We start from the raw sequence: 23,199 nt of genomic DNA on the forward strand, positions 1-23,199 counted from the left end.
TCTAGTCCTCCGAATTTTAACTTTCTAGTTGAGATATTCGTAAAATTTCGACTGCTGCCTTTAAACGTATTTCTGAATCGTTTGAATTCAGTGACGATATGATAACTTCTTTTGCACGTTCTATTGTTCCATCATCAAACCAGTTACGTTCTACTCGCCTTGTATTAGAAATGATAATCGGCATATCGTCATCGTCATCCAAGGTTAAAAAATCATCCAGTTCCGCATCTTCGAACATCCCAGAAAACTTAGTGATGATTCCTCTATTTTTTACAAACTCAATTACATCATAATTGAGTTTTGATTTGAGAACGGTAGCTGTCCAAGTAACCTTTCGTCGATGACACATTCCCTCTTCATTATCAAATTTCGATTCATAATAATAAGGTCCCACTATTCCAATATGAACAATCACCCCTATCGGAACTAAAATCACATCCTCCGGTTGAATATCATTCACAAAACGATTGACAGCACCCGTGTAAGCTCCCAGTTGTTGACCCGTATAACCATATTCATGTTTTAGACGTGCTCTGATTTCTTCCCGACCAACATTAGTTAAGTCACCAATACCTGGCCAACCGATACAAACGAACCCTTCATCAATAAATAACTTGCCCCTCTCGATTCCATGGGGACGACTTTTCAATTGAAATATTCGTCTAGTACTCATAGACTCTAACACTCCCTAAGTTTTTTTGTTTACTTTCTTAATTTAATATAACAGGTAAACCACCCTTTGTCAAAGACTCAAAAAGAGTCAAAGTGTTTTTGGATAAACACTTTGACTCTTTTGTCATTCCACCCCAAACCGATACACCGTCCGCGAGTGATACAACTCACCCGGTTTCAGTTCAATCGATGTCGCGATGTCTGGATGGTTCGGGGCGTCCGGGAACGCCTGTGCCTCGAGACAAATCGCACTATGTTTTTGTCGGCCGTCAAGCGTCACCGGTGTCTCTTCACTGAGGAAGTTACCCGTATAGACGACCATGACGGGTTGATTCGTCTCGACGGTCATCGTCCGTCCGCTCACCGGATCATGTAGCCTCGTCTCCCCGTTCTTCAAGATGAACGGATGATCGAGCCCACCGGCTTTTACAATCGCCTCGTCTCCTGACTCGAGCGCTTCTCGGACCGCTTTTCCGTCCCGGAAATCAAACGGGGTACCGCTCACATCCCGCAACTCCCCTGTCGGAAGTGATTCCGCATCGAGCACCCCGACCGAATCGGCTGGTAGCGTCAGCTCATGGTCATGGATGGTCGGGCGTCCCCCGAGATTGAAGTAGTTGTGCTGGTTCAGGTTGACCCACGTCAGTTTGTCCGTCTCCGCCGTCATCGTGACAATCAGTTCATTGTCATCTGTCAGCTCATATAACACTTTGAAGAAGACGTTTCCGGGATATCCTTCTTCCCCGTTCGGGCTCACATACGTGAACTGAATGCACTGCTCGTCGGCATCCATCTCCCAGTGACGGGCCGTGATGCCTTTGTCGCCTCCATGGATATGATGGGGCGCCTCGCTTGGGGTCAAGGCAACGCCATCGATTTCCGCATCGCGAATCCTTCCGGCAATCCGCCCGACGACTGATCCGAGATAGACCGGATTCTCTAAGTATTGAGAGACGTCCCCATATTTCAAGATGACCGAATCGAGATTGCCGTCTCGGTCCGGGGCCGTCAGTTCCGTCATCGCACATCCATAGTCGATGGCGGATAGTTTCATGCCGTTGGTGTTTTGAATCGTCGCTTGTTTCACTCGTACAACCACCTTTAGTTCGTTTTCTCTCTCATTCCCGACCTTGGTGTTCCGTACTCCACTTTATCGACATGACTCAGAAGCGAACGGATGAACACATCAAACCGTTCCTGCCCCGTCTCTGTCTGTTTGAAGACTCCGGCGTCTTCGAGTCCTTTCACGAACTTGTCGACGACGGCTTGGTCGACGATTGTTTTCGGGTCGCCTGCCTTCTTCCGTAACGCGTCCGCCCATTGCTGATGCATCGCTTCAACTTCGACATCTTCGCCTGCCACATATCGTACGACTTGTTCGAGTTCCGTCTTAAGGCGTGCTGGTAAGACGGCGAGTCCCATCACTTCAATCAAGCCGATATTCTCACGCTTGATGTGATGCACGTCAGCATGAGGATGGAAAATCCCATCTGGATGTGCGTCGCTCGTCCGATTGTTCCGAAGCACGAGGTCGAGCTCGTAGCGCCCGTCCCGTCGTCTCGCAATCGGGGTGACTGTGTTATGCGGGACGCCATCTGTATACGGGATAACTTCACTCGATTCGTCCTCATAGTCGCGCCAATAGCCGAGCAACTGATTCGCCAACATGACGAGCTGCTCTTGTTGACGGGAACGGAGACGGACGACCGAGAGTGGCCAGTAGAGCGTCTCAATCTCGACCTGGTCATAACGCTCCGAGCGATACGTCGAGACGACGCGCGCATCGTCCATCGCAAACCGGTAGCGGCCTGCCTGATAATGGTCGTGCGTCAAAATCGAACCGCCGACAATCGGCAAGTCCGCGTTCGACCCGGCGAAATAGTGCGGGAACTGTGTAATAAAGTCGATCAGACGCTCGAACGCGCCCCGGTCGATGACCATGTCGCGCACCTCGTTCGACAACAAGATCGAGTGCTCGTTGTAGTAGAGGTACGGTGAATATTGGAACGACCATGGCTGTCCACCGAGCGTGAGCGGGATGACGCGATGGTTTGCACGCGCCGGGTGTTTTAAGTGTCCGCCGTAGCCTTCGTTCTCGATCGCCAATAACCCTTTCGGATAGTTCGACGTCGGAGTCGGCTGCGTCCGGGCGAGTGCGATCTCACGTGGGTCCTTCTCCGGTTTGGACAAGTTGATGGTGATGTCAAGCGTGCCATAGCAGGTCTGTGCTTGATACGTGATATTGTTCGCAATCCGCCGCGTCTGGATATAGTTTGACGCTTGACTCATTTTATAGAAGAAACTCGTTGCCGCTGTCACGTCCGTCGCGCGAAGTTCATTGAAACGACGCGTCACTTCAGAAGGTTTCGAGACGAAGACGTTCATCACCTCAGCCATGAACCGGTCCTTCTCTTCAAGGATTGGTTCGATCAACTCCTGTTCGATCGCATATGCGACCAGCTCCTCTAATGCGTCTGGGATTTCTATCGACGGCACAGACGTCGGGACGTCCATGTCGAGTTTATGAAGCGTGGCGAGCACACGGTTCCGTGAATAGATCCGGTCCTGCTCGTCAATCAACTCTGCACGAATCGTCGCCTCGACGAGTGCTTCAATCGTCACATCGATCATCGTCTCACCTCTTTCGCCTGATAACCGAACGGATGGCTTGCGTGCCAGTTCCACGCGTCCGTCAAAATCGTCTCGACATCTGAGCGGGTCGGTGTCCAGCCGAGGACCCGTCGTGCCTTTTCGGACGAGGCGATCAACTTCGCCGGGTCACCGGCGCGGCGTTCCCCGAGTCGGACCGGGATGTCATGGCCTGTCACGCGGCGTGCCGCTTCAACAATTTCGAGCACGGATAATCCGTTCGCCGTCCCGAGGTTGAACACGTCGCTCACCCCGTCTTCCCGTAAATAACGGAGTGCGAGAAGATGCGCGTCGACGAGGTCTTGGACGTGGATGTAGTCGCGGATACATGTGCCGTCCTCTGTCGCATAATCGTCACCGAAGACGGTGATGGCGTCACGCTGTCCGTTCGCCACTTGAAGGACGATCGGGATGAGGTGTGTCTCAGGGTCATGGTCTTCCCCAATCTCACCGGTCGCGATCGCTCCGGCGACGTTAAAGTAGCGGAGCGCGACCGAACGGATGCCGTGCGCCTGGTCACACCAGCGAATCATCGACTCCATCGCGAGCTTCGTCGCCCCGTACGTGTTCGTCGGGTTCGTCAGCGCCGTCTCATCGATCGGCATGACGGTCTGGTCACCGTATGTCGCGGCCGTCGAGGAGAAGACAATCCGTTTCACCCCCGCGTCCCGCATCGTCTCGAGAAGCACCTGTGTCCCGAAGACGTTATTGTCATAGTAAGCGAGCGGGTCCGTCATCGATTCACCGACGAGCGAGTTCGCCGCAAAATGAAGAACGTCCGTGATCCGTTCTTTTGCGAATACTTCTTTCACGAACGTACGGTCACGTAAGTCCCCTTCATAAAAACGGACGTCTTGCGGGATCGACTCGACGTGTCCCGTCTGGAGATTGTCGAGGATGACGACGTCTTCCCCGTCTTTCAATAAGGCACGGACGGCGTGCGATCCGATATAGCCGGCACCGCCGACGACAAGTACACTCATTTCACTTCCTCCTCTACGAGTTCTCGGACGCCGTCCCCGACCGAGGCGACGTAACATGTCGGCGCGTAACCGATTGTCTCTTCATACTTCGCAGACGTCTGTTCGATCATCGCGCTCGTCTCATTTTGTCGGACGATGGCGATGGCACAGCCACCGAATCCGGCCCCCGTCATACGGGCACCGATGACACCGTCACACGCTTGCGCGGCCGCGACGAGCGTATCGAGCTCAAGCCCTGTCACTTCATAGTCGTCCCGTAGCGACGCGTGTGACGCGTTCATCAACTGACCGAACGTCTCGAGTCGTCCTTCTTGTAAAGCGGTATACGCAAGTTTCGTCCGCTCGTTCTCCGAGACGGCGTGGCGTGCCCGTTTGCGGAGCGTCGCCGGCAAGTCAATCGCGACTTGTTCGAACGACTCCATCGACAGCTGCCCGAGTGACTCCACTTCGAATTTTGGTTGAATCAACCCGAGTGCCGTGTCACATTCACGTCGACGTTCGTTATATTTCGAATCGGCGAGTTCCCGTCGTTTGTTCGTGTTCATGATGACGATGTCGTATCCGTCGAGTGAGATTGGTGCGTAGTCGTGATGGAGTGTCTCACAATCGAGGAGCATCGCCTGCCCGGCTTTGCCCATCCCGATGGCGAACTGATCCATGATACCGCTGTTGACGCCGATGAACGTGTTCTCGACTTTCTGTCCGAGTCGGACGAGGTCAAGTCGTTCGAGACCGAGACTGTATACTTCATTCAACATGAACGCCGTCACGAGTTCGAGGGAAGCCGATGACGAGAGACCTGCCCCGTTCGGGATATTGCCCGCAAGGAGGAAGTCGAACCCTTGGATATCGTGCCCGTCTTGTCGAAGAAGCGTGACGACACCTTTCACGTAGTTCGCCCAGTCGTGGCTCGCCTCATACGTCCCGTCCGTCACAGGGAACGACACGATGCCGACGTCCTCAAAGTTGCGTGAGTAGACACGAATCAAATCGTCCTCCCGCTTCTTCACGAGTCCATACGTCCCGAACGTGATCGCACATGGGAAGACGTGCCCTCCGTTATAGTCGGTGTGCTCGCCGATTAAGTTGATGCGACCCGGTGCGAAGAACACCCGGTCCACTGATGCGGCGAACACCTCCTCGAATTGTTGTTTCAGCTGTTCCATTTCAAATGAAAGCATACGGCTTCATCCCTTCCATCGCTCATGCCGGGTGGATGACCAGGCAATACGCGTCATAGTCTGTTTGTTGTGTGAGGTTTATGCCTTGTTCCATCAAATAGCGTCCGCTCACGCGGCGCCCTTCTAGTTCGTACGTCCGTTCAGGGTCGAGTCCGCGCAACTTCACGCGCAAGCGATTCTTCCCGTATTGGCGCCGGTCGGCGTTGACGAGGACGACGTAGTCTTCTCCGTCCGTATAGCCGACGGCGTGGAAGCCGTCCCGTTTGAGTGAAGCGAGACGATGGCTCGTCCCGTGCTGCACAAGCGGACGGATTGTCTTATACGTAGCAATCCATTCTTTCGCCTCTGCCAATTCTTCTTTCGTCCATTCGAGCAGGTTGCCGCCGATACCGAGCGTCCCTTGCATGGCACTGACGAACCGATATCCGAGTGGCAACGAACGATTGTTCAACCAGTTCGGCGCGTCCGTCACCCAGCAGCTCATCATTTTGGCGTTATAGGCGTATGAGAAGCCTTCCTGGATGGTGAGACGGTCGAGTGCGTCCGTGTTGTCGCTCGTCCAAACTTGTTCGACGCGCGAGAGGACACCGAGGTCGATCCGTCCACCGCCGCCGGCGCATGATTCGAACGCGACGTTCGGGTGTCTTTCACGCAACGTGTCGAGGATGCGATACACCGCTTCCGCGTGACGGAGCCACAGTTCCTTGGCGTCACGTAGATGTGGGCTGTCCGGCTCGGAGAAGGCACGGTTCATGTCCCACTTGATATAACGGATGTCGTGTCGTCCGAGTAACTCATCGAGCCATTTCGTCACGTGCGCCTCAACTTCAGGCAAGGCGAGGTTCAAGACGAACTGATTCCGAGATGTCGTCGACGGGCGTCCGTCCGTATAGTAAATCCATTCCGGATGAGCCCGGTACAGGTCGGAGTCCGGGTTGACCATCTCCGGTTCGACCCATAGCCCGAACTGGAGACCTTTCTCCTCGACGTAGCGGACGAGCGGGTCGAGCCCGTTCGGAAACTTCGTCTCGTTGACGTGCCAATCCCCGAGTCCGGCCGCGTCCGAATGGCGCTCACCGAACCAACCGTCATCGACAACGAACAACTCACAGCCAATGGCGGCCGCCTCGTCGACGAGACGTTTTTGACCGTCCTCGCTGACGTCAAAGTAGGTCGCCTCCCACGAGTTGTAGAGGACCGGGCGCAACACGTCACGCGTCACTTCCGGCATGATGACGTCGCGCTCAAAGTCGTGGGCGTTCTGGCTCATGCCGCCGAATCCGCGTTGTGTATAACCGATATAACCGGTTGGCGTCGTGAACGACTCACCCGCTTGAAGCGTCTTCGCGAAATCGAACGGGTTGATCCCGCCTGTCACTTGCGTGAAGCCGAACTGGTCTTTCTCAAAATGGATTGCCCAGTTGCCGGAATGTCCGAGGAAGCCGTAGACGACTTCTCCCTGTGTCTCTGTGGCGTCACTGTCGAGTGCGAACCACGGGTTGCTTTGATGGCTCGTCAACCCGCGACGACTCTCGATCGTCTTCTTACCTGGAAGGAGCGGCCCTTCTTGAAGCTGGAACTCGCTCGTCCACGCCCCGCTGAAATGACGGAGTCGCATGTCGCGCTCGATGAGTCCGAGGCTGAACGACTGCGCGCTCTCGAGCGTGACCGTCTCTCCTGCTTTGATGGTCATGCGGCGGGCGATGATGTCGTACGCCGGGTAGAGTGTGAACTGAAGCGTCACGTGAAGGGACTGAATCGAGTCGACCAAATCGATCTCGAGCGTCTCTCCATCGATCCGTGCATCACGGAGTGCGAACGCATGCAACCGTTCCGTCTCGGTATGACTTTTCAACGTCGGTTCCGTATAGACGAGATCGCCGAACGAGGTGAACTCGTAAGCGGCCACCCCTTCCGGTGTCTCGAACGACGAATGCAACACCCGCGTATCCGGTAGTTCTTTGATGTCGGACTCATGTAGGCGTCCGCCGAGATATTGATGGACGAGACGACCGCGTGCATCGACATCAAACACGTAGGTAAGATTCGTCCCGATGAGGGCGAACCGATTGTCGTGACGAACGATCATGCTTTCACCTCCCGTTTGAGTAGGACGACCACGAGCGGTTCGAGTTCGAGCCTGCCCGTCACCGTCTCCCCGTCTAGCGTCTGCCACATGTCGTCAAGTTCGACGGATGACGTGACCTCGGTCGAATGGTTCATATAGAAACGGATCAACTGCCCGTTCCCGTGACGGTCGACTTTCTCGACATCGTCCGGGAGTCGGTGCGCGTCAATGCCGGCGCGTGTGAGTGCCTCGTGATAGACTGTGTCGAGCATCGCGTCGTCGACCGATGAGCCAATATACGTCACGTCGCCTTTATACGTGTGGCGCGTGATCGCCGCCGTCCCTTTATAGAACGCCTGCCCGTAAGTCGCTAACACCTCGGCACCCTTTGGTGTAATCAAGTCGCACCAGATGTTCGCCTCAGACACTTGGTCGCCGAGGCGGACCTCGTTCGACTGGACGGCTTGTAAGCTCTCATACTCGTCAATCTCGATCCCGACATATTCGGCGAACTTTCCTGGGAGCGTCAAGTTGTGGCAACGGTTGATTGGGTCTTTCACGCCAGTTCGGTACGTGAAGATGACGTTCCCACCATTCTCGATATAGTCGATGAGCGTCTCGTCGAACACGTCATTCCCGAGGAAATAGAGCGGGACGATGACGAGTTTATACGAGTCGAGCGCATCACCCGGGAAGACGATGTCCGTGTTGACGCCTTGACGGACGGCCGCACCATAGAAGCGGACGAACTCTTGTTTGAAGTTGAACGCGTCCGAGTGCGGTTGATGCGTCCACGCCCATAAGTTCTCTTGGTCGAAATAGACGGCGACGTCTGACTTATACGCAGCCGTGTTGATCATGTCGCCATGCGCGTGAAGCTCTGACATGACGTGCTTCACCTCTTCGAACTTCCGCTTCGGCTTTCCGTCATGGTCGATGATGCCATGACAGAACTCTTCTGTCCCGAAGTCAGCGGCACGGAATCGGAAGTAGACGATTGCCTCGGCGCCACGGGCGACGGCTTGATGTGTCCAAAGACGGATATGTCCTGGTCTCGGCAAGTAGCCGATGCGGCTCCATCCTTGTGCCCCACTGAGCTGCTCCATCACCCAGAACCCTTTTCCTTGTTTCGACGAGCGGCAAAGATCATGATCGTGCGCTGTCTTCTCGAAACGGTTCGGCTCCGGCAATCCGCCCCAGACCGGGTAGTTGTCGAACGAGACGTAGTCGAGATCTTGAGCCATCTGTTGCTGGTTGATCGCCATGTCGCTATACACCAGGTTATGCGTGATGAACGCGTCCTCGTGGATGAGCGGACGGAGCGTGTCGACTTGGAGTTTGTTGAACGCGCGATACGCATCCGAACAGAAACGATCGAAATCGACGAGAAGCGACGGGTTATGTTCTTGGAACACGGTGCGAGGAACCGGAATCTGTGTCCATGCCGTATATGTATGGCTCCAGAAGACGGTCCCCCAAGCCGCGTTGAGCGCGTCGAGCGTCTCGTAACGTTCTTTCAGCCATTCCTGGAACGCCACTTGATCGACGTCGCCGTACGAACGGTCCGACTGTTCATGTCCATACTCGTTGTCCGTCTGCCAGCCGATCACGCGTGGGTGACGACCGTACCGTTCCGCCATCTTGCGGGTGATGCGTTCACAGTACTCGCGGTAGACGGGGCTGTTGACCGTATAATGACGACGGGCACCGAAACTGATGCGGACACCGTCTTTCGTCACCGGGAGGATGTCCGGATACTTCTCGATGAGCCATGCGGGTGGTGTCGCCGTCGGTGTGCCGAGGACGATGTCAAAGTGTTCGCCGAACGTCTCGACGACCTCGTCCCAAAATGAGAAGTCGAACTCACCGTCTGCCGGCTCCATCATCGTCCAGGCGAATTCGGCCATACGGATGACGTTGACGCCGAGCTCTTTCATCAAGCGGACGTCCTCATCCCAAAGCGCACGGTCCGTCTGTTCTGGATAGTAATCTACTCCTAAATACATGCTGTTCACCTCAATCGATTATTTGACCGCTCCCGAAGTCATCCCTTTTTGTAAGAAGCGTTGGAAGAAGATATAAAACACCATCGTCGGCAAGCTGATCAAGACGAGCGAGGCGTACAGTTTACCAGGGTCCCCGCCGAGCGCTTCCGTGAAGAAGGTCGGTGCCATCGTCACCGTCTGCTTGGCCGGGTCCGTCATGAACGTGAGGACCATCAAGTACTCGTTCCACGAGTTGAGGAACGCGTAGATCGTCGCTGTCGCGAGCGCCGGCTTGGCGAGCGGCATCATGACTTTATAGAAGATTTGGAACGTCGACGCCCCGTCGATATGCGCCGCTTCCATTAATTCGTTCGGCAATTCGTCGAAGTAGCTCTTGATGAGCATGAGCCCGAACGGGAGGAAGAAGGCGATCTCGGCACCAATCAATCCCCAATAGCTGTTGAGCCCGTCAAGCGTACGCAATGTGAAGAAGAGCGGCACGATGAGCGAGGCGACCGGTAGCATCAATCCTGCCAAGACGAGATTGAACAATAGTCGCTTCCCAGCGAACTGGAGCTTCGAGAAGCCAAACGCCGCAAAAGCGAGAAGCGAGATCGAAATGAGAATCATAAAGAAGGCGACGATGAAGCTGTTGATGACGAACTGTGGGAAGTTCGGGTTTTGAAGCGTCGCGATATAGTTTTCAAAGCCGTTGACACGTAAGCTTTCCTTGAACATGACGAAGATCGGGAACAACCAGAGGACCGCCATGAGTGACAGACCAATATTGGTGAACCATCTTCCTTTTTTCGTTTGCAGTTCCATAGCTACTCCCCCTTAGTCCATTTTCTTCTGTACACGCATCTGGAAGTACGTGATACCGAGTGCGATCGCGAGCAAGATGATGGCGACAGCACTAGCGTATCCGACCTCTTGATGAAGCATCGATTTCCGGAACAAGTACGTCGAGATGACCTCCGTCGAGTTACCCGGTCCACCTTGCGTCGAGATCCAGACGATATCGAACGTCTTCAGACCACCGATGACCCCGAGGATTGTCAGCGTGAACGTCGTTCCTTTCAAGTTCGGGAAGACGACGCTCCAAAGCGTGCGCCAGAAGCCGGCCCCGTCAATATTGGCCGCCTCGAACACTTCCCGTTCGATGGCGAGCATCGCCATGTAGTACATGATCATCGACGAGCCCGTCCACTGGAAGATGTTAATCAAGATGATGGCGTAGAGCGCGACATCCTGGTCGCCGAGCCAGTTCTGCTCCAAAGCACCGAGTCCGATCATGCGAAGGAATTCGTTGATGTAGCCGAACTGGAAGTCAAAGATTTGCGTGAACGCCGCCCCGAGGACGACCGGGCTCAAGACGACCGGGAAGAAGAACACCGATTTGAAGAACGTCCGGCCCGCGCCTTTCGTGTGAAGCAAATAGGCCAACACGAGCCCGAGACCCGCCTGAATCGTGACCGTCAAGATCGTGAAGATACCCGTATTCTTGAGCGCGTTATAAAATTCCGGGTCTTGGAACATGCGTGCGAAGTTCTCGAAGCCGACATACACTTTCTCAAACGAGATCCCGTCCCACGAGAAGAGCGAGTGATAAGCGTTATAGAAGATCCCGTAATAGATGAAGGCGATGACGAACAGGACGGTCGGGGCGACGAACGCCCAGCCGATCAAGTTTTGCTTCATCCGCTCTTTCTTCCGGATCGGGTTCGGCGCGCTCGGTGGCACCGACGCGAGCTTCGGCTTGGACTTGTTCAAATCGGTTGCTTGTTGCATAAGGTTCCCTCACTTTCAGATTCAAAAAATCGAGCGCCAGTGAGTCTGGCTACTGGCGCTCGTTCGATTATTTACCTTGGTCCGCAATCGCCTGGATGCGTGCGAGTGCTTCTTTCGCATCTTGTCCGGCAGCGATGTTTTGAAGTTCTTTCCCAAGTGCGTCGTACACTTTCGGGTCACGGATTCCGCGTCCCGCGACAGCGTTCTTCACCGTCTCGTTCAAGATTTCGTAAGACTCACGCTCGACGTCGTTCGTGAACTTGTCTTCGTATGCCACTTCGATGTCTTTGACAGCTGGTGCCATCTCAAACTTCTCCATGTAGAGCGCTTGTCCTTCGCCTTGCGTCATATAAGCGATGAAGGCAGCCGCACCTTCTTGTTGTTTCGACTCTTTGTTGACACCGAGTGCCATGTCGATCGATGCGATGACCGGTTGTTCTGTGCCACCTGCAAGGTTAGGCATCGGGACGAAGCCGATCTCGTCTTCGAAGTTGTTCCACTTGTCGCGCTTCTCGACCGTCGTCATCGAGTGGGCTTCCCATGAACCGATGATCCACATCGCGGCTTTCTTGTCGAAGAAATTGTTCATGCCGTCCATGTATGTCGCGAGACCCAATGCCCCTTCTTGGAACACTTTGTCTTCGTATAGTTGTTGCCAAAGTTCAGCCGTCTCGACCATCTCTTTGTCCGTCCACTTCGCGTCACCGGCGAGCACGTCCTGGATATAGCCTGGTGCGACCTGATGACTCAAGACATTGAAGACGTCGACGCCGACCCATGCGTCTTTCGCACCGAGTTGCATCGGGATGACTTTGTCGCCTGAGGCGTTGATCTTGTCGATTGCCGCGACCGTCTCGTCATATGTCTTCGGCGGTGTCACGCCGTATTTGTCGAGGAGCGTCTTGTTGTACATGAGGTATGCCTGTCCTGTGAAGCCGACTGGTACCGCGTACTGTTCGCCTTCGACCGTCGTCTGTTCGATGCCGAGCTCGATCAATTTTTCTTTCCAGCCTTCGCCGGCCGCTTTGTCCATATAGTCTTTCGCTGGCACGAGGCGATCCTTGTATTGTGGGATCATCGGCTCTTTGAGACCGATGATGTCCGGACCGTCACCGCCGAGCATCGCGACTTGGAGCTGTTGCTCGTAATCTTCGAGACGCTTGAATTTGACGACGTAGTCGTCTTGCGATTCGTTGAACGCCTTCGCTATTTCTTCCCCGACTTCAGGTTGTGGCGCCCAGCCCCACCATGTGATGACCGGCTTGCCGTCTTCCGTTGTCGCCGCCGCTTGTTCGTCATCGCCGCACGCAGCGAGTAAAGATGAGAGCATTAAGACAGATGATGCGAGTGCAATCGTCGTTTTTTTCATGTTCATTCTCCTTTGAATGTGTTGTCACGCCACGATACGATGGCATAACTCCCGAATAAGATGGTCTGGCATCGGGCGATCCCCGAGCCGTGTCAACGTGTACGTGATCAGTTCCAAATCGAGCTTCGGTCCGTCTATGTATGGGCCGACGACGTAAAGGTCCGCCCCGAACGGCAATGCGTCTTGTTCTTTCAATCGCCAGAGCAACAGTTCGAACAAGCCGTCCATGTCGTTGAACGACACGTCACGAGAGAGCGTCGATGCCCGGAATAATCGGATGTCACGCGTCTCCTCGTCATAGAGACGAAAGATGCCGTCGCGTCTAGAGCGCGTGATGATCATGCTCGTCTCCTCGCCTGTGAACGCTTCCATTTCGTCGAAGGCGAAGTCGTGTCGTGCGAACAATCGGGTCGCCCCGTAGCGACCGAAGATCGCGTGGAACTGGTCTTTCAATGGTGTCTCTTTTTGCATCGCTACCCCTCCAAACGTGTCGTTGAGAGTGTCACCCCTTACTTAGTAAATTAAATTTATTATCTAACTACACATAGACTATAGCATGCCCTTGTTTATGTTGTAAACGCTTTCTTATGAAGAAATGAAAAATCGCCTTTCTGCAAGAGAAAGACGACTCGTTGTTTCATTGGATTTCACCGAACATCTCGTTCGTGATGAGTGCCGCGGCCCCGAGTGCCCCTTGGCTAACATTCCACGGGACGACACGGATGTCGGTCTGACGGGCATCGAGGGTGAGCGCCGTCTGGGCGACACGCTCCTGGATGTTCGTCACGACGTCCGGCGCATAGTTGAAGAGTGGTCCCCCGAGAAGAATACGACCCGGATTCAACAGATGGATCATATTGAGCGTGGCGATGCCGATATATTCACCGGCACGTTCATACAGCTTTTGAACGTCTTGATTCGAGCTTACGGAATCACGAAGATCGTCGAGCGTCAGATCATGTGCGAGTTGACGGGCCTCGTTCAAGATGGCACGCTCACCTGCGACCGCCTCTAAACAGCCCCGGTTGCCGCATGAACAAATCGGTCCGTCGAGCATGATGCGCATATGTCCGATCTCACCGGCGATATGATGCTCCCCATCGATCAACTCGCCTGCGTGGACATACGCTCCCCCGATCCCGTACCCGGCATACACATAAAAGAACTCCTCGATGCCGATGGCTTCCCCAAAATACAGTTCGCCGAGAGCGAGCGTCCGTACGTCGTTCTCGACGAAGACGTGCTGACCGAGTCGTTTCTCGAGTTCGCGCTTGAGCGGGATGTCGTGCAAGTGAAAACGTGGCGCGAACAAGACGACCCCGTCACCTGCCTCGACCATCCCGTGGACAGAGACACCGAGTCCGATGACGTCCCCTTTCGTGCGGTCGTTCAACGTTATGTAGAGCGCGACGATGGCGTCGATGAACTCTTCGTTCGTGTCGAACCGTTCGTCATGCCATGCCTCGTCGAGCAGTTCCCCATGGATGTTCGTGACGACCCCATGCAGCTTCCGCTGTGTCGCATCGATGCCGATGACGAAACGGTCGCTCGCCGCGAGCTCGAGCATGATCGGGCGTCGTCCCCCACTCGAGACACCGAGCTCCCGCTCATTGATCAGTCCTTCTTCTTTTAGTTCGTTGACGATGTTTGAGATTGTCGGCTTTGTCAAACTCGTCTTCTTGGCGAGCTCAACGCGGGACACCGGCTGATGGAGCCGGATGAGCCGAAGGATGAGCGCCCGATTATAGGATCTCATCCATTTGGAGTTGCGTGGTGTTGTGTTCCCCATGACCATTCCACCTATTCCTGTCATTTTCTTTTAGTATAGCATGTCTGAAATGACCGAAAGCGCTTTTGCTTTTGTTTGATCATATAAAAAAATAGCCTGGGCAATCGACAATATCCTGTCCACCACCCAACCTATTCTTTACATGTTTCAGTTCACATTGAAATCCCTTCCACAAACCGCTTCGCAATCTGTTGCGGTCTTGTGATGGCGCCACCGACGACGACCGCATGTGCCCCAATTTCAAGGACACGTCGCGCGTGTTCCGGTGTGATCACATTCCCTTCTGCAATGACAGGAATCGAGACGATTTGCACCATCTCCCTTAAAAATTGAAAATCACCTTCATACACTTTCTTCCCAGCCGTCTCCGCGGTATACCCGAAAAGAGTCGGTGCGACGACGTCGAATCCTAACAGTTCAGCACGGACCGCATCTTCTAGTGTGGCGCAATCTGCCATAAAGCATTGATTCGGATACTTCTCTTTTAATAGCGGGAAGAATGTCGCAATCGTTGAGCCGTCCGGTCGATCACGGTTTGTCGCATCGAGGGCAATCAAGTCAACACCTGCAGATACGAGTGCATCGACTTCTTCTATCGTCGGTGTGATGTAGACATCAGAACCAACGTATTCCCGTTTGATGATTCCGATGATTGGTAAATCAACGACAGCTTGAATCGCCTGAATATCTTCGATTCCGTTCGCACGAATCCCACTCGCCCCACCTTCTTTTGCGGCGATGGCCATGCGGGCCATGATGGTCGAACCGTGGAGTGGTTCATCCGGGAGTGCCTGACAGGACACAATCAACTGATTTCTTAATCGTTCAATCATTGGGTTGTTCCTCCAAACTCTAATCGGCACTCAAACATACGGTTCCATGGTGCCGATGTGTTGAATGTCCATGATTCTTGGAATGAATGACGGAGCACATGTCGCGCCACTTCCGTCATCATCTGATTGCGCTCTTGCGAAATCGCTACAGCATGTCCGCCTAAATCGAAATAGCTGGCTCCATACTCTGGTAACACGATATTCGTCATCTTCATCCGAACTTTCGCTTGATAGACGAAATCGTCAAGCACGTGATAGAGGACGTTCTCACGAATCCGTTCTCGTTTTCCGACTTGAGCAAACACCCCTTGCGCAAGCGTCGTCCCGAGCGTATTCCCATTCGTGTTCCAACCTTTATAAGAGTCTAACTGTTCGAGAAGATTCAACTCATCGAGCCACATGATCAACTCCTGATCCCCACCGTTGGCATAGGCGCTGTCGGCGACGATGACGCGTTTCCCTTGCGTACGCGCAGATTCGATCTTGGTGACGAATTGACGCATGTGACGAAAACTCGTGTACGTCACATCTCGTTCGTCTTGATCCCACGATTCCTGCATCGTGCGTCCCGGTACGTTATAAGCCAGAACAAGATCCGCCTCTTCCATCGTCTCCACGAGGTGTAGTCCAATCGCGTCCAGATGGGCATACATACTTTCGATGAACGGTCGGTCCTCATACATCGGGATCAACGTCGGACCGAGGACACTACTCCATATCGGATACACACGCGGCTTTGTTCCTCGCTTATCCAAAAAGGCTCGAGCGACCATCGTGGCGCCCACTTCGTCCGCTCCCGGATACATATGGACGTTCGTGAAGACACGCTGCTCTTGAATTTGTCGTAATACGTCTGCTTGGTCAATCGACGTATAGCCGTATTCGGCACTATCGTCTTGCGGGATGAACAATCGTTCGATGACCCCGTCCTCAACGAGTTGAATCATCGCCTCGTTGATGGATCGGTTGAAGGCACGTCTCGTCTCGTAATCCACAACATACTCAGTCGGAATCAACTCATTCAAGTTCGCGAGTTCGTCCTGTTCCTCCATGGTCAACCCGTCCCGTTCCTCACGGTCCTGCAGCCAGGCGCGTCGATAGATTTCCGCACCAAATTGTCCATAATAGTCAGGTTCTTCGTCATCCGAACTATACTTCGGCGTGCGCATAATCATCGTCGCGACATAGAGCGGTGCCTTCGTCTCACTCCGAAGTGTCCGGATCCACTCGATGAAGGTATCTCGATCCGAGTCTGTCATGTGATGAAGGCGTGACGGCAATAGCCCGCCATAGCAAAGCATGTCCGCACTGAGGACGAGAGCGTCGCAGTCGTTGACACTGCGCACCCACTCCCGCATCCCCAATTGGTCGGCTGCTTCTTTTTTGTATCCATATAAATGATCGGGTGGCGTGAGCAGCGTCACCTCGTCGGTCACCCCGACAATGCGCTGCACCACATCGACATTGCATGGTCGTTCATCAATCGGTACATATACGATTTTCATCGTCACACCTCAAATCGTCTCACTGCTCGGCTCTTCCACCCGAACCGTGTGCGTGATGACATCTAATAGATAAAAGAGGGCCACTTCCCGAATGGAGGTCACATTCGCGTTTTCTGTCGAAGCGACGGTCAAGCGGACATCGGAGACTGAGAAGAGTGGCGAATCGCTCTGTGTCGATAGACCGACCGTGACGGCACCAATCCGTTTCGCGTGTGTCAATCCGTCGATGACCTCCTCACTGTAGCCATCGCGACTGAGCCCGATGACGAGTGTCTCTGGACGAATCGCCCGTTTCGACAATTGAATCGCTTGGGCGCCCGAGAATCCGTCCGTCATGACGCCGAACTCGAGGAGTTTCGTCTTGATGGCGGGTAAGAGCGGTGACCACTCATCTGTCGCGTATAAGACGACCTGGTTCGTTGATTCAAGCACTTCCTTCAGTCGATTTATCGCTTTTTGGTCGTACAACGACTCGTATTTCTTTATCATCATGAAGTACGCTTCATTGATATCATCGAGCCCGTCGATATTCGAGGGACCGTAGTAGCGATTGCTGACGGTAGCTTCTTTGGCCAGTAGGCGCAATTTGTTATATGACCCGAATTCGAGCTTTTGACAAAAACGGGTGATCGTCGCTTCCGAAACGTTGATCTGACGAGACATCTCCGTGATCGTCTTGTTCGGAACGGCCTCAAGGTTCTGGATGATAAAGTCGGCGACGAGCTGTTCCCGCTTCGTGAAACGATGATGGTTCGACTCGATGATCGTCGTGATGCTCCGGAGCGGTCGCATCGATTCCTGGAGCAAGAAGTGACGAAGCGCCCCGATCATGCCCGCGTTGTTCAAGTTGCGGGCAATCTCGATCGTCGTCTTCTCCAAGATGGCCGGGATGATGTCGACAGCCAGTTGCTTCATGATGCGAGGATACAGATAGTCTTTTTGCGCCGTGATCCCGCCACCGATGATGATTTTTTCTGGGTTCATCATATACGTCACCGTTGCGATCCCTTTTGACAGGTAATAGACGAGGCGGTCGATTTCTTCGATGGCGATCGGATTGCCCGCATGTGCCATCTCGAACACGTCTTTCCCGTTCAGTCCCGTCTGTTCCGTTCTCGCCTCGACACGTTCGATGAGGACACGGGTAGACGCCAATTCTTCGAACGCATATCCTTCGATTGGGATGTATCCGATCTCGCCCCCACTGAAGCTATGTCCCGTATGGAGCTTGTTGTCGAGAATGTAACTGCCTCCGATTCCTGTTCCGATTGTCAGGCAAAATAAGCTTTTCGCCCCTTTGCCGCTCCCAATCCATGACTCGGCCAGTCCGGCACAGTTCACATCATTTTCGACCTCGACCGGCAGACTGAACGTCGCCTCTAACGTTTCTTTTAATCGAGTGCCTGTGTAAGCCGGAATCAACTTCGAAGCATAGACGACGACTCCTTCTTTCGAATCGACTTGTCCTGCCGTCGAGATGCAGATTCCTTGCACGTCATGACGCGTCTGCAAGTCACGGATGAATCCCGTCACCTTCTCTAAAATGTGAGCCCCGCCCTGATTGGCCTCGGTCATACTCTCGTGCTTTTCGATAAAAATCGCATCTTCCGTCAACACACCGTACTTGATAAACGACCCGCCAATGTCGAGCGCTACGAATTTTCTCATCTTTGTCACCTTCTTCGTTAAAGTCTATTTCTCTTCGCTCGTCACCCGGATCGTCACGATGTCTTTCGGTCGGACCGTGAACGTTTCGCCCACTCGTTCGATGACGTCTCCTGTTAACGTTACTCTCTCTAATGTTACCTGTTGTTCGAACGTCATGGTAACCGAAACACGCTCCGTCGTCGGATTGAATAGACGAATCTCACTCACATTCGGTTCAATTCCTGTCACACTCGAGAATACGCCACCTGTCATCGTGAACCAATGTCTCGGTTTCGCTGCGCGTGTTTGATGCACAATCGGTCGTCGACGGAAACTCGTGATGTGTGTCGCCGACTCCTTCTCCCGATTCAGCAAGAGTCCATATTCGAACGTGTCGGTTCGCAGACATTGTGCACCCGGCACTTCAAATCCTGGTCCAGCCCCGTTTCCTCGCGTGCGCAAGTCCCGTCGTGACAGCCAGCCGACCGCTCGGAGCATCGTCAGCTCCACGACGTCTCGGCCGTCATATGTGCTCACTTCGTATTCTTGCAAACCGCGATGGACGAGGGTGTGCGCATTCGCCTGAACGAACGAATACGTCGGTGCTTGCGCCATGACGCACTCTTCATTTTTCCCGGCATCAAATCGCTTGTCCCGCATCGTCTCCCGTTCGTTCCAATCAAACGCCGTGTCCGCTGTCGTGACTTCGCACGTTCCAACATCAAAGGCGACACGGAGCTTGTGGTCTTGTGCCTTGTTATCTACCGTCGTCTTGAAGCGGATGAGCGGGTCGTGTTCGTAAAGTGTGACCGTCGTCGTGATCGGCATCGTCACCATCTGTTCGCTTCCTGTTTGACGTGAATCATCCAAAGAAGTTGGGACCGTCAACGCATATTCGAGACGCATCGTTTGATGGGCTTGACCACGCTCCACCGTGGCATGGCGTAGTGTCGCTTGCGTCAAACGGTCTTCTCGTGGCGGTGAATAGTTATATGTGTCTCCTGCATCGAGACTCGAATAGAAGACATGCTGCCCTGGATAGCGTTTCCCGCTCGCTACATCGGTGATTGTCAGGTCATTGCCGCTCACTTCGACTTTGACGAACGCATTCTCGATAGCGTCATCTGTTCGGTCGGGCCGTGCGACTTCTCCTTCAATCCGTTCAATCTCGCACACATAGGCTCCTGCCCCTTCGATCGGGATCGAAAAGACGACGTCATACTCGACATACTCATCGTAATGCGGCTCTGCCAAAATGTGTCGTAGAAACACTTCCTTCTCTTCTCGGCGCAAGACGTCGATTTCAATCGGTCGCCCGTTCATGCTGAGGCGGATCTGTCCGAGGTCGAGTCGTTTCGGGATGCGAATCGTCGTTTCCACCGGGAGCTTCCGCTCGATGGGAACGGTCGAGATCACCACGAGCTGATTGTTATAGCCTTCACCAAAATACGGTGCCGGATAATGCTTGTCGAGCTGCGTCTGTTCGAACTGTCTCATGGCCGCGAGTGCACGTGCCGTACGTGTCTCCATCTCGTCATGGACGGCATCGATGCTACATCCGCAGATACTGTCGTGTGGCTGGTTTTGTAAAATCAGTTTCCACACATACTCTCGGAATGAATCGTTTCGTGTCTCCGTGCCGAGGAATGCGTTCAAAAATCCGAGTGTGTTGAGCGCTTCATCTTCAACGAGTTGATTGTCACGCTTCAGATACGTCCTTGTCGAGAGAACACCTGGTAGGATGAAGATTTTCGATGGGTCCCGCTGTTCACCGTGTATCGTGGCGGTCGGACGATGTGTCGCCACCGCGTCCATGTAGTCAGACATGAGTGATTGACGGATCGGCAAATCGATAGCATCGAGCCGGTCCTTGATGTCAGGTGCCGTAAACGTATGGTCGGCTCCGTTCATGACCAGATAATGACCGCTTTTCACGAACGGTTCGTTACGTGTCAAATAGTCATCCATCTCTTTTTGAAATGCCTCGTGCTTTAGGAACGTCTGATAATAGCCTTCGAACAAAGGCAGGACGAACGTCTTGATGTGCGACCCGTTCGGCGCAATCCATGTATTCTCGAATGAATCCGATACGGCGCCACGCCAGAGGATGGCATGACCGATCCCGAACTGCTCTAGAATCTGTGGCATCTGCCCGATATGTCCGAACGTATCCGGCAAATAGCCGATATCATGTTTCGAACCCAGTTCACGTGCCATCTTCGTCCCGATCTTCAAGTTTTGAATGAGCGACTCTCCTGCCACTAAAAACTCGTCGGCGAGTAAGTACCACGGTCCGACCTCGATTTTGCCTGCCCGGATCCACTCGACGAGCTGCTCATATTCGTCCGCACTGACCACTTCCCGGTAATCGTCGAGCACGATCGTCTGTCCGTCTAAGAAGAAGTTATCGAATTGTCCAGTCTGAAGCTGGTCGACGACATAGCGCAGCCCTTCCGTCAGTTTGAAGCGGAACGATTCGAACGATTCATACCATTCCCGGTCCCAATGCGTATGATTCAATACATGTACTTGTTTCATTGGAGGACCTCCATTCGTTCCCGAATCAACGCACCGTCGAGTTCATTCAGTGCCGTTTTCGTTTCCAATGCGAGTGCGACGGCGAGTCCCGTCGCTTCCCCGACGTCTCGTAACGTCGGTTGAATCCGAAGGGAGGCTTGCATCAAGAACGTGCTCGAGATGTGTCGTCCGGCGAAGATGACATTCGTCACTTCGTTCACGATGAGGGCACGGTACGGGATCTCATAATATTCACCCGCCGTATATTTCTTCGGTAACGCCTCATCCCCTTTGACGCGATGCACATCGACGTACCAGTCACCTTTGGCGATCGCGTCATGGAAACGGGCCCGATTCGCATAGTCCGTCTCGGATAACACATACTTCCCTTGAATTCGATACGACTCACGGATGCCGAGCTGTGTCGCTTCTTTTAATAAGAACGCCGACTCAAATCCTGGTAAATGACGGACCAAGAATCGGCTAAGACGCTGCATCATCTGTCGCCCGATCCGCACCGCTTCAGAGCGGGCGAACGGATTGGTCGTATCCGTCAGTCCAGGGATGTGGGGACAGTTAAAAGAGAAGACACCCGGTTTGCCCGGTTGTGTGAACCCTTGGAAGTATTTCAGGTCGTCGACCGTGAGTTCGCCTGTTGCCAATCCGTCCCGGAATAACTCCTCGAGCACATGCCCTTTCCCGGGGACCATGACGATTTCGAAAAAGTCCGGGTCCTCAATCTGACAGAACGTTTCGCCGAGTCCGAGTACATAGTCCCGGACACGAGCGAGGTCGACACCACCCATCTCAAAACGGAACGTCATCTGTTGGTTATGTCCGTTCTCATCCCCAGAAGATGTCGGGATGCCCGACACACGGGCGACGACGGCGTCCGCTGAAGCATCGATGACCGTCTGCGTTTGAATCGCGACGAGGCCGGCACATGTCTGGACGATCAGATGGGTGATCGTATCCTCGTCTTTCAACACATCGATGACGACAGCATCGTATAACACCTGACATCCGACCTGTTCCAACAAATCGTCTAGCACCGAGGTGAGCGTCTCGACGTTGAACCACCGACAATTTGTCGTCCCATCGTCCGTTTTGACGCCACGTTCTTCCAGTCGGTCTAGAATGTGCCGGTTGACGCCCCGAGGCTGTACGTGTGTCGGCATCATCGGAGAGACGAGCGCGTTCGTCTGCGTCCCCCCGAGTGCGATCGTCTTTTCAATGAGAAGTGTATCAATTCCTTCGTTCGCTGCCGTATAGGCTGCCGTCACGCCAGATGTCCCGCCGCCAACGACAACACACCCGACTTCTCGTACTACTTTGATTTCGTGTCCTGCGTAGTGAATCATCTCTTCCGCGTCCTTTCTCTCTTAACCTTTCACGGCACCATCTGTCGCACCGGAGATAAAGTATTTTTGGAGCGCCATGAATAAAATCAATGTCGGGATCGTTGTCAAGATCGATGCCGCACTAATCAATTTCAAGTTCGAGCCATCGAAGTTTTGTGACAGTTGCGCCAATCCGATTGAGAGGGTGTACATGCTACTCTCCGTCGAGTTGAGGAGTGGCCACAAGTAGTCACCCCACGTCCCCATGAACGTGAAGATCGCCAACGTGACGAGTGTCGGTTTGACGAGCGGCAACGCCACACGATACCAGACTTGGAAGCGGTTCGCCCCGTCCAAGTAAGCTGACTCTTCAAGCTCTTTCGGGATACGTAAGTAAGCCTGGCGCATCAAGTAAATCCCGAACGCCGTCGCCACCTGCATCACGACGAGACCGATGTAAGAGTTGCGTAGACCGAGCTCGCCCGCGAGTTGGAAGAGGGGTGCCATGTACAGTTGGAACGGGACCATCATCGTCGCGATGATGAGCGAGAGGACGACGCCTCTTCCCCGGAAGTCCATCCGTGCGAGCGGATATGCCGCCAAACTACAGAAGAGCAAGTTCAACGGGATGGCGATCGCCGTCACGATGAACGTATTCAAAAAGTAGAGCCCGAAGTTCGCTTTCGAGAACGAATCGGTGAAGTTCGCAAGTGTCGGGTCTGTCGGATAGACCGTCCCGTAAATGCTTTCCCCTGGCGACTTGAGTGCCATGAACAACGTGATGAGGAACGGTCCAACCGTGATGACCGAAATGAAAATCATCAATAGATACAACATGATTTTTTGTGTCGTTTGTTTACGTTTCATCTT

18 protein-coding genes are annotated in these 23,199 nt (G+C 53.7%); all 18 read right to left on the reverse strand.

Annotation, left to right across the window (positions count from 1 at the left end):
- Positions 1–16: 16 nt before the first annotated feature.
- Positions 17–673 carry a hypothetical protein gene (locus tag KNO92_RS00485; protein WP_214759674.1) on the reverse strand — a complete coding sequence of 219 codons (657 nt, stop codon included), beginning with the start codon at positions 671–673 and terminating at the stop codon, positions 17–19.
- A gap of 123 nt (positions 674–796) precedes the next feature.
- The gene (locus KNO92_RS00490) at positions 797–1,759 is read right to left on the reverse strand and encodes an aldose epimerase family protein (RefSeq protein WP_214759677.1); all 963 of its coding nucleotides are present in this window, start codon (positions 1,757–1,759) and stop codon (positions 797–799) included.
- Between the two features lie 14 nt (positions 1,760–1,773).
- Positions 1,774–3,303, reverse strand: a complete 1,530-nt coding sequence (locus KNO92_RS00495; protein ID WP_214694269.1) for a UDP-glucose--hexose-1-phosphate uridylyltransferase — start codon at positions 3,301–3,303, stop codon at positions 1,774–1,776.
- Positions 3,300–4,304 (reverse strand): UDP-glucose 4-epimerase GalE, encoded by a 1,005-nt coding sequence (gene galE, locus KNO92_RS00500; protein WP_214694270.1) that lies wholly within the window; start codon positions 4,302–4,304, stop codon positions 3,300–3,302. Before galE ends, KNO92_RS00495 begins: the two co-directional genes overlap by 4 nt.
- Entirely contained in the window at positions 4,301–5,485 is a 1,185-nt protein-coding gene (locus tag KNO92_RS00505; protein WP_214759680.1) for a galactokinase, read from the reverse strand. The genes galE and KNO92_RS00505 overlap by 4 nt, the downstream gene beginning before the upstream one ends.
- A 22-nt stretch (positions 5,486–5,507) precedes the next feature.
- Positions 5,508–7,574 (reverse strand): alpha-galactosidase, encoded by a 2,067-nt coding sequence (locus KNO92_RS00510; protein ID WP_214759683.1) that lies wholly within the window; start codon positions 7,572–7,574, stop codon positions 5,508–5,510.
- Positions 7,571–9,559, reverse strand: a complete 1,989-nt coding sequence (locus KNO92_RS00515) for a beta-galactosidase (protein ID WP_214759685.1) — start codon at positions 9,557–9,559, stop codon at positions 7,571–7,573. The genes KNO92_RS00510 and KNO92_RS00515 overlap by 4 nt, the downstream gene beginning before the upstream one ends.
- 18 nt (positions 9,560–9,577) lie before the next feature.
- Positions 9,578–10,363: a carbohydrate ABC transporter permease gene (locus KNO92_RS00520; protein ID WP_214694276.1), complete on the reverse strand. Its 786-nt coding sequence runs from the start codon at positions 10,361–10,363 to the stop codon at positions 9,578–9,580.
- A 12-nt stretch (positions 10,364–10,375) separates the two neighbouring features.
- Positions 10,376–11,329 (reverse strand): carbohydrate ABC transporter permease, encoded by a 954-nt coding sequence (locus tag KNO92_RS00525; RefSeq protein ID WP_214694278.1) that lies wholly within the window; start codon positions 11,327–11,329, stop codon positions 10,376–10,378.
- Positions 11,330–11,396: 67 nt separating this feature from the next.
- Positions 11,397–12,698: an ABC transporter substrate-binding protein gene (locus KNO92_RS00530; RefSeq protein WP_251126946.1), complete on the reverse strand. Its 1,302-nt coding sequence runs from the start codon at positions 12,696–12,698 to the stop codon at positions 11,397–11,399.
- A 24-nt stretch (positions 12,699–12,722) separates the two neighbouring features.
- Positions 12,723–13,169 carry a hypothetical protein gene (locus KNO92_RS00535; protein ID WP_214694282.1) on the reverse strand — a complete coding sequence of 149 codons (447 nt, stop codon included), beginning with the start codon at positions 13,167–13,169 and terminating at the stop codon, positions 12,723–12,725.
- 166 nt (positions 13,170–13,335) lie between these two features.
- On the reverse strand, positions 13,336–14,487 hold the full coding sequence (locus KNO92_RS00540) for an ROK family transcriptional regulator (RefSeq protein ID WP_214694284.1): 1,152 nt from the start codon (positions 14,485–14,487) through the stop codon (positions 13,336–13,338).
- A 152-nt stretch (positions 14,488–14,639) separates the two neighbouring features.
- Positions 14,640–15,320: an N-acetylmannosamine-6-phosphate 2-epimerase gene (locus KNO92_RS00545; protein ID WP_214694286.1), complete on the reverse strand. Its 681-nt coding sequence runs from the start codon at positions 15,318–15,320 to the stop codon at positions 14,640–14,642.
- On the reverse strand, positions 15,317–16,825 hold the full coding sequence (locus KNO92_RS00550; RefSeq protein ID WP_214759686.1) for a DUF4127 family protein: 1,509 nt from the start codon (positions 16,823–16,825) through the stop codon (positions 15,317–15,319). The genes KNO92_RS00545 and KNO92_RS00550 overlap by 4 nt, the downstream gene beginning before the upstream one ends.
- 9 nt (positions 16,826–16,834) lie before the next feature.
- The gene (locus KNO92_RS00555; RefSeq protein ID WP_214759687.1) at positions 16,835–18,493 is read right to left on the reverse strand and encodes an ROK family protein; all 1,659 of its coding nucleotides are present in this window, start codon (positions 18,491–18,493) and stop codon (positions 16,835–16,837) included.
- Positions 18,494–18,517: 24 nt separating this feature from the next.
- Entirely contained in the window at positions 18,518–21,010 is a 2,493-nt protein-coding gene (locus KNO92_RS00560) for a glycoside hydrolase family 38 N-terminal domain-containing protein (RefSeq protein WP_214759688.1), read from the reverse strand.
- Complete coding sequence (locus KNO92_RS00565) at positions 21,007–22,350, reverse strand: FAD-dependent oxidoreductase (RefSeq protein WP_214759689.1); 1,344 nt, start codon at positions 22,348–22,350, stop codon at positions 21,007–21,009. Before KNO92_RS00565 ends, KNO92_RS00560 begins: the two co-directional genes overlap by 4 nt.
- A gap of 21 nt (positions 22,351–22,371) precedes the next feature.
- Positions 22,372–23,196, reverse strand: coding sequence for a carbohydrate ABC transporter permease (locus tag KNO92_RS00570; RefSeq protein WP_026825194.1), 825 nt, complete (start codon positions 23,194–23,196; stop codon positions 22,372–22,374).
- Positions 23,197–23,199: the final 3 nt, after the last annotated feature.

Origin of the sequence: Exiguobacterium sp. s129, from assembly GCF_018617585.1 — a bacterium.
Lineage (GTDB): Bacteria > Bacillota > Bacilli > Exiguobacteriales > Exiguobacteriaceae > Exiguobacterium > Exiguobacterium aestuarii_A.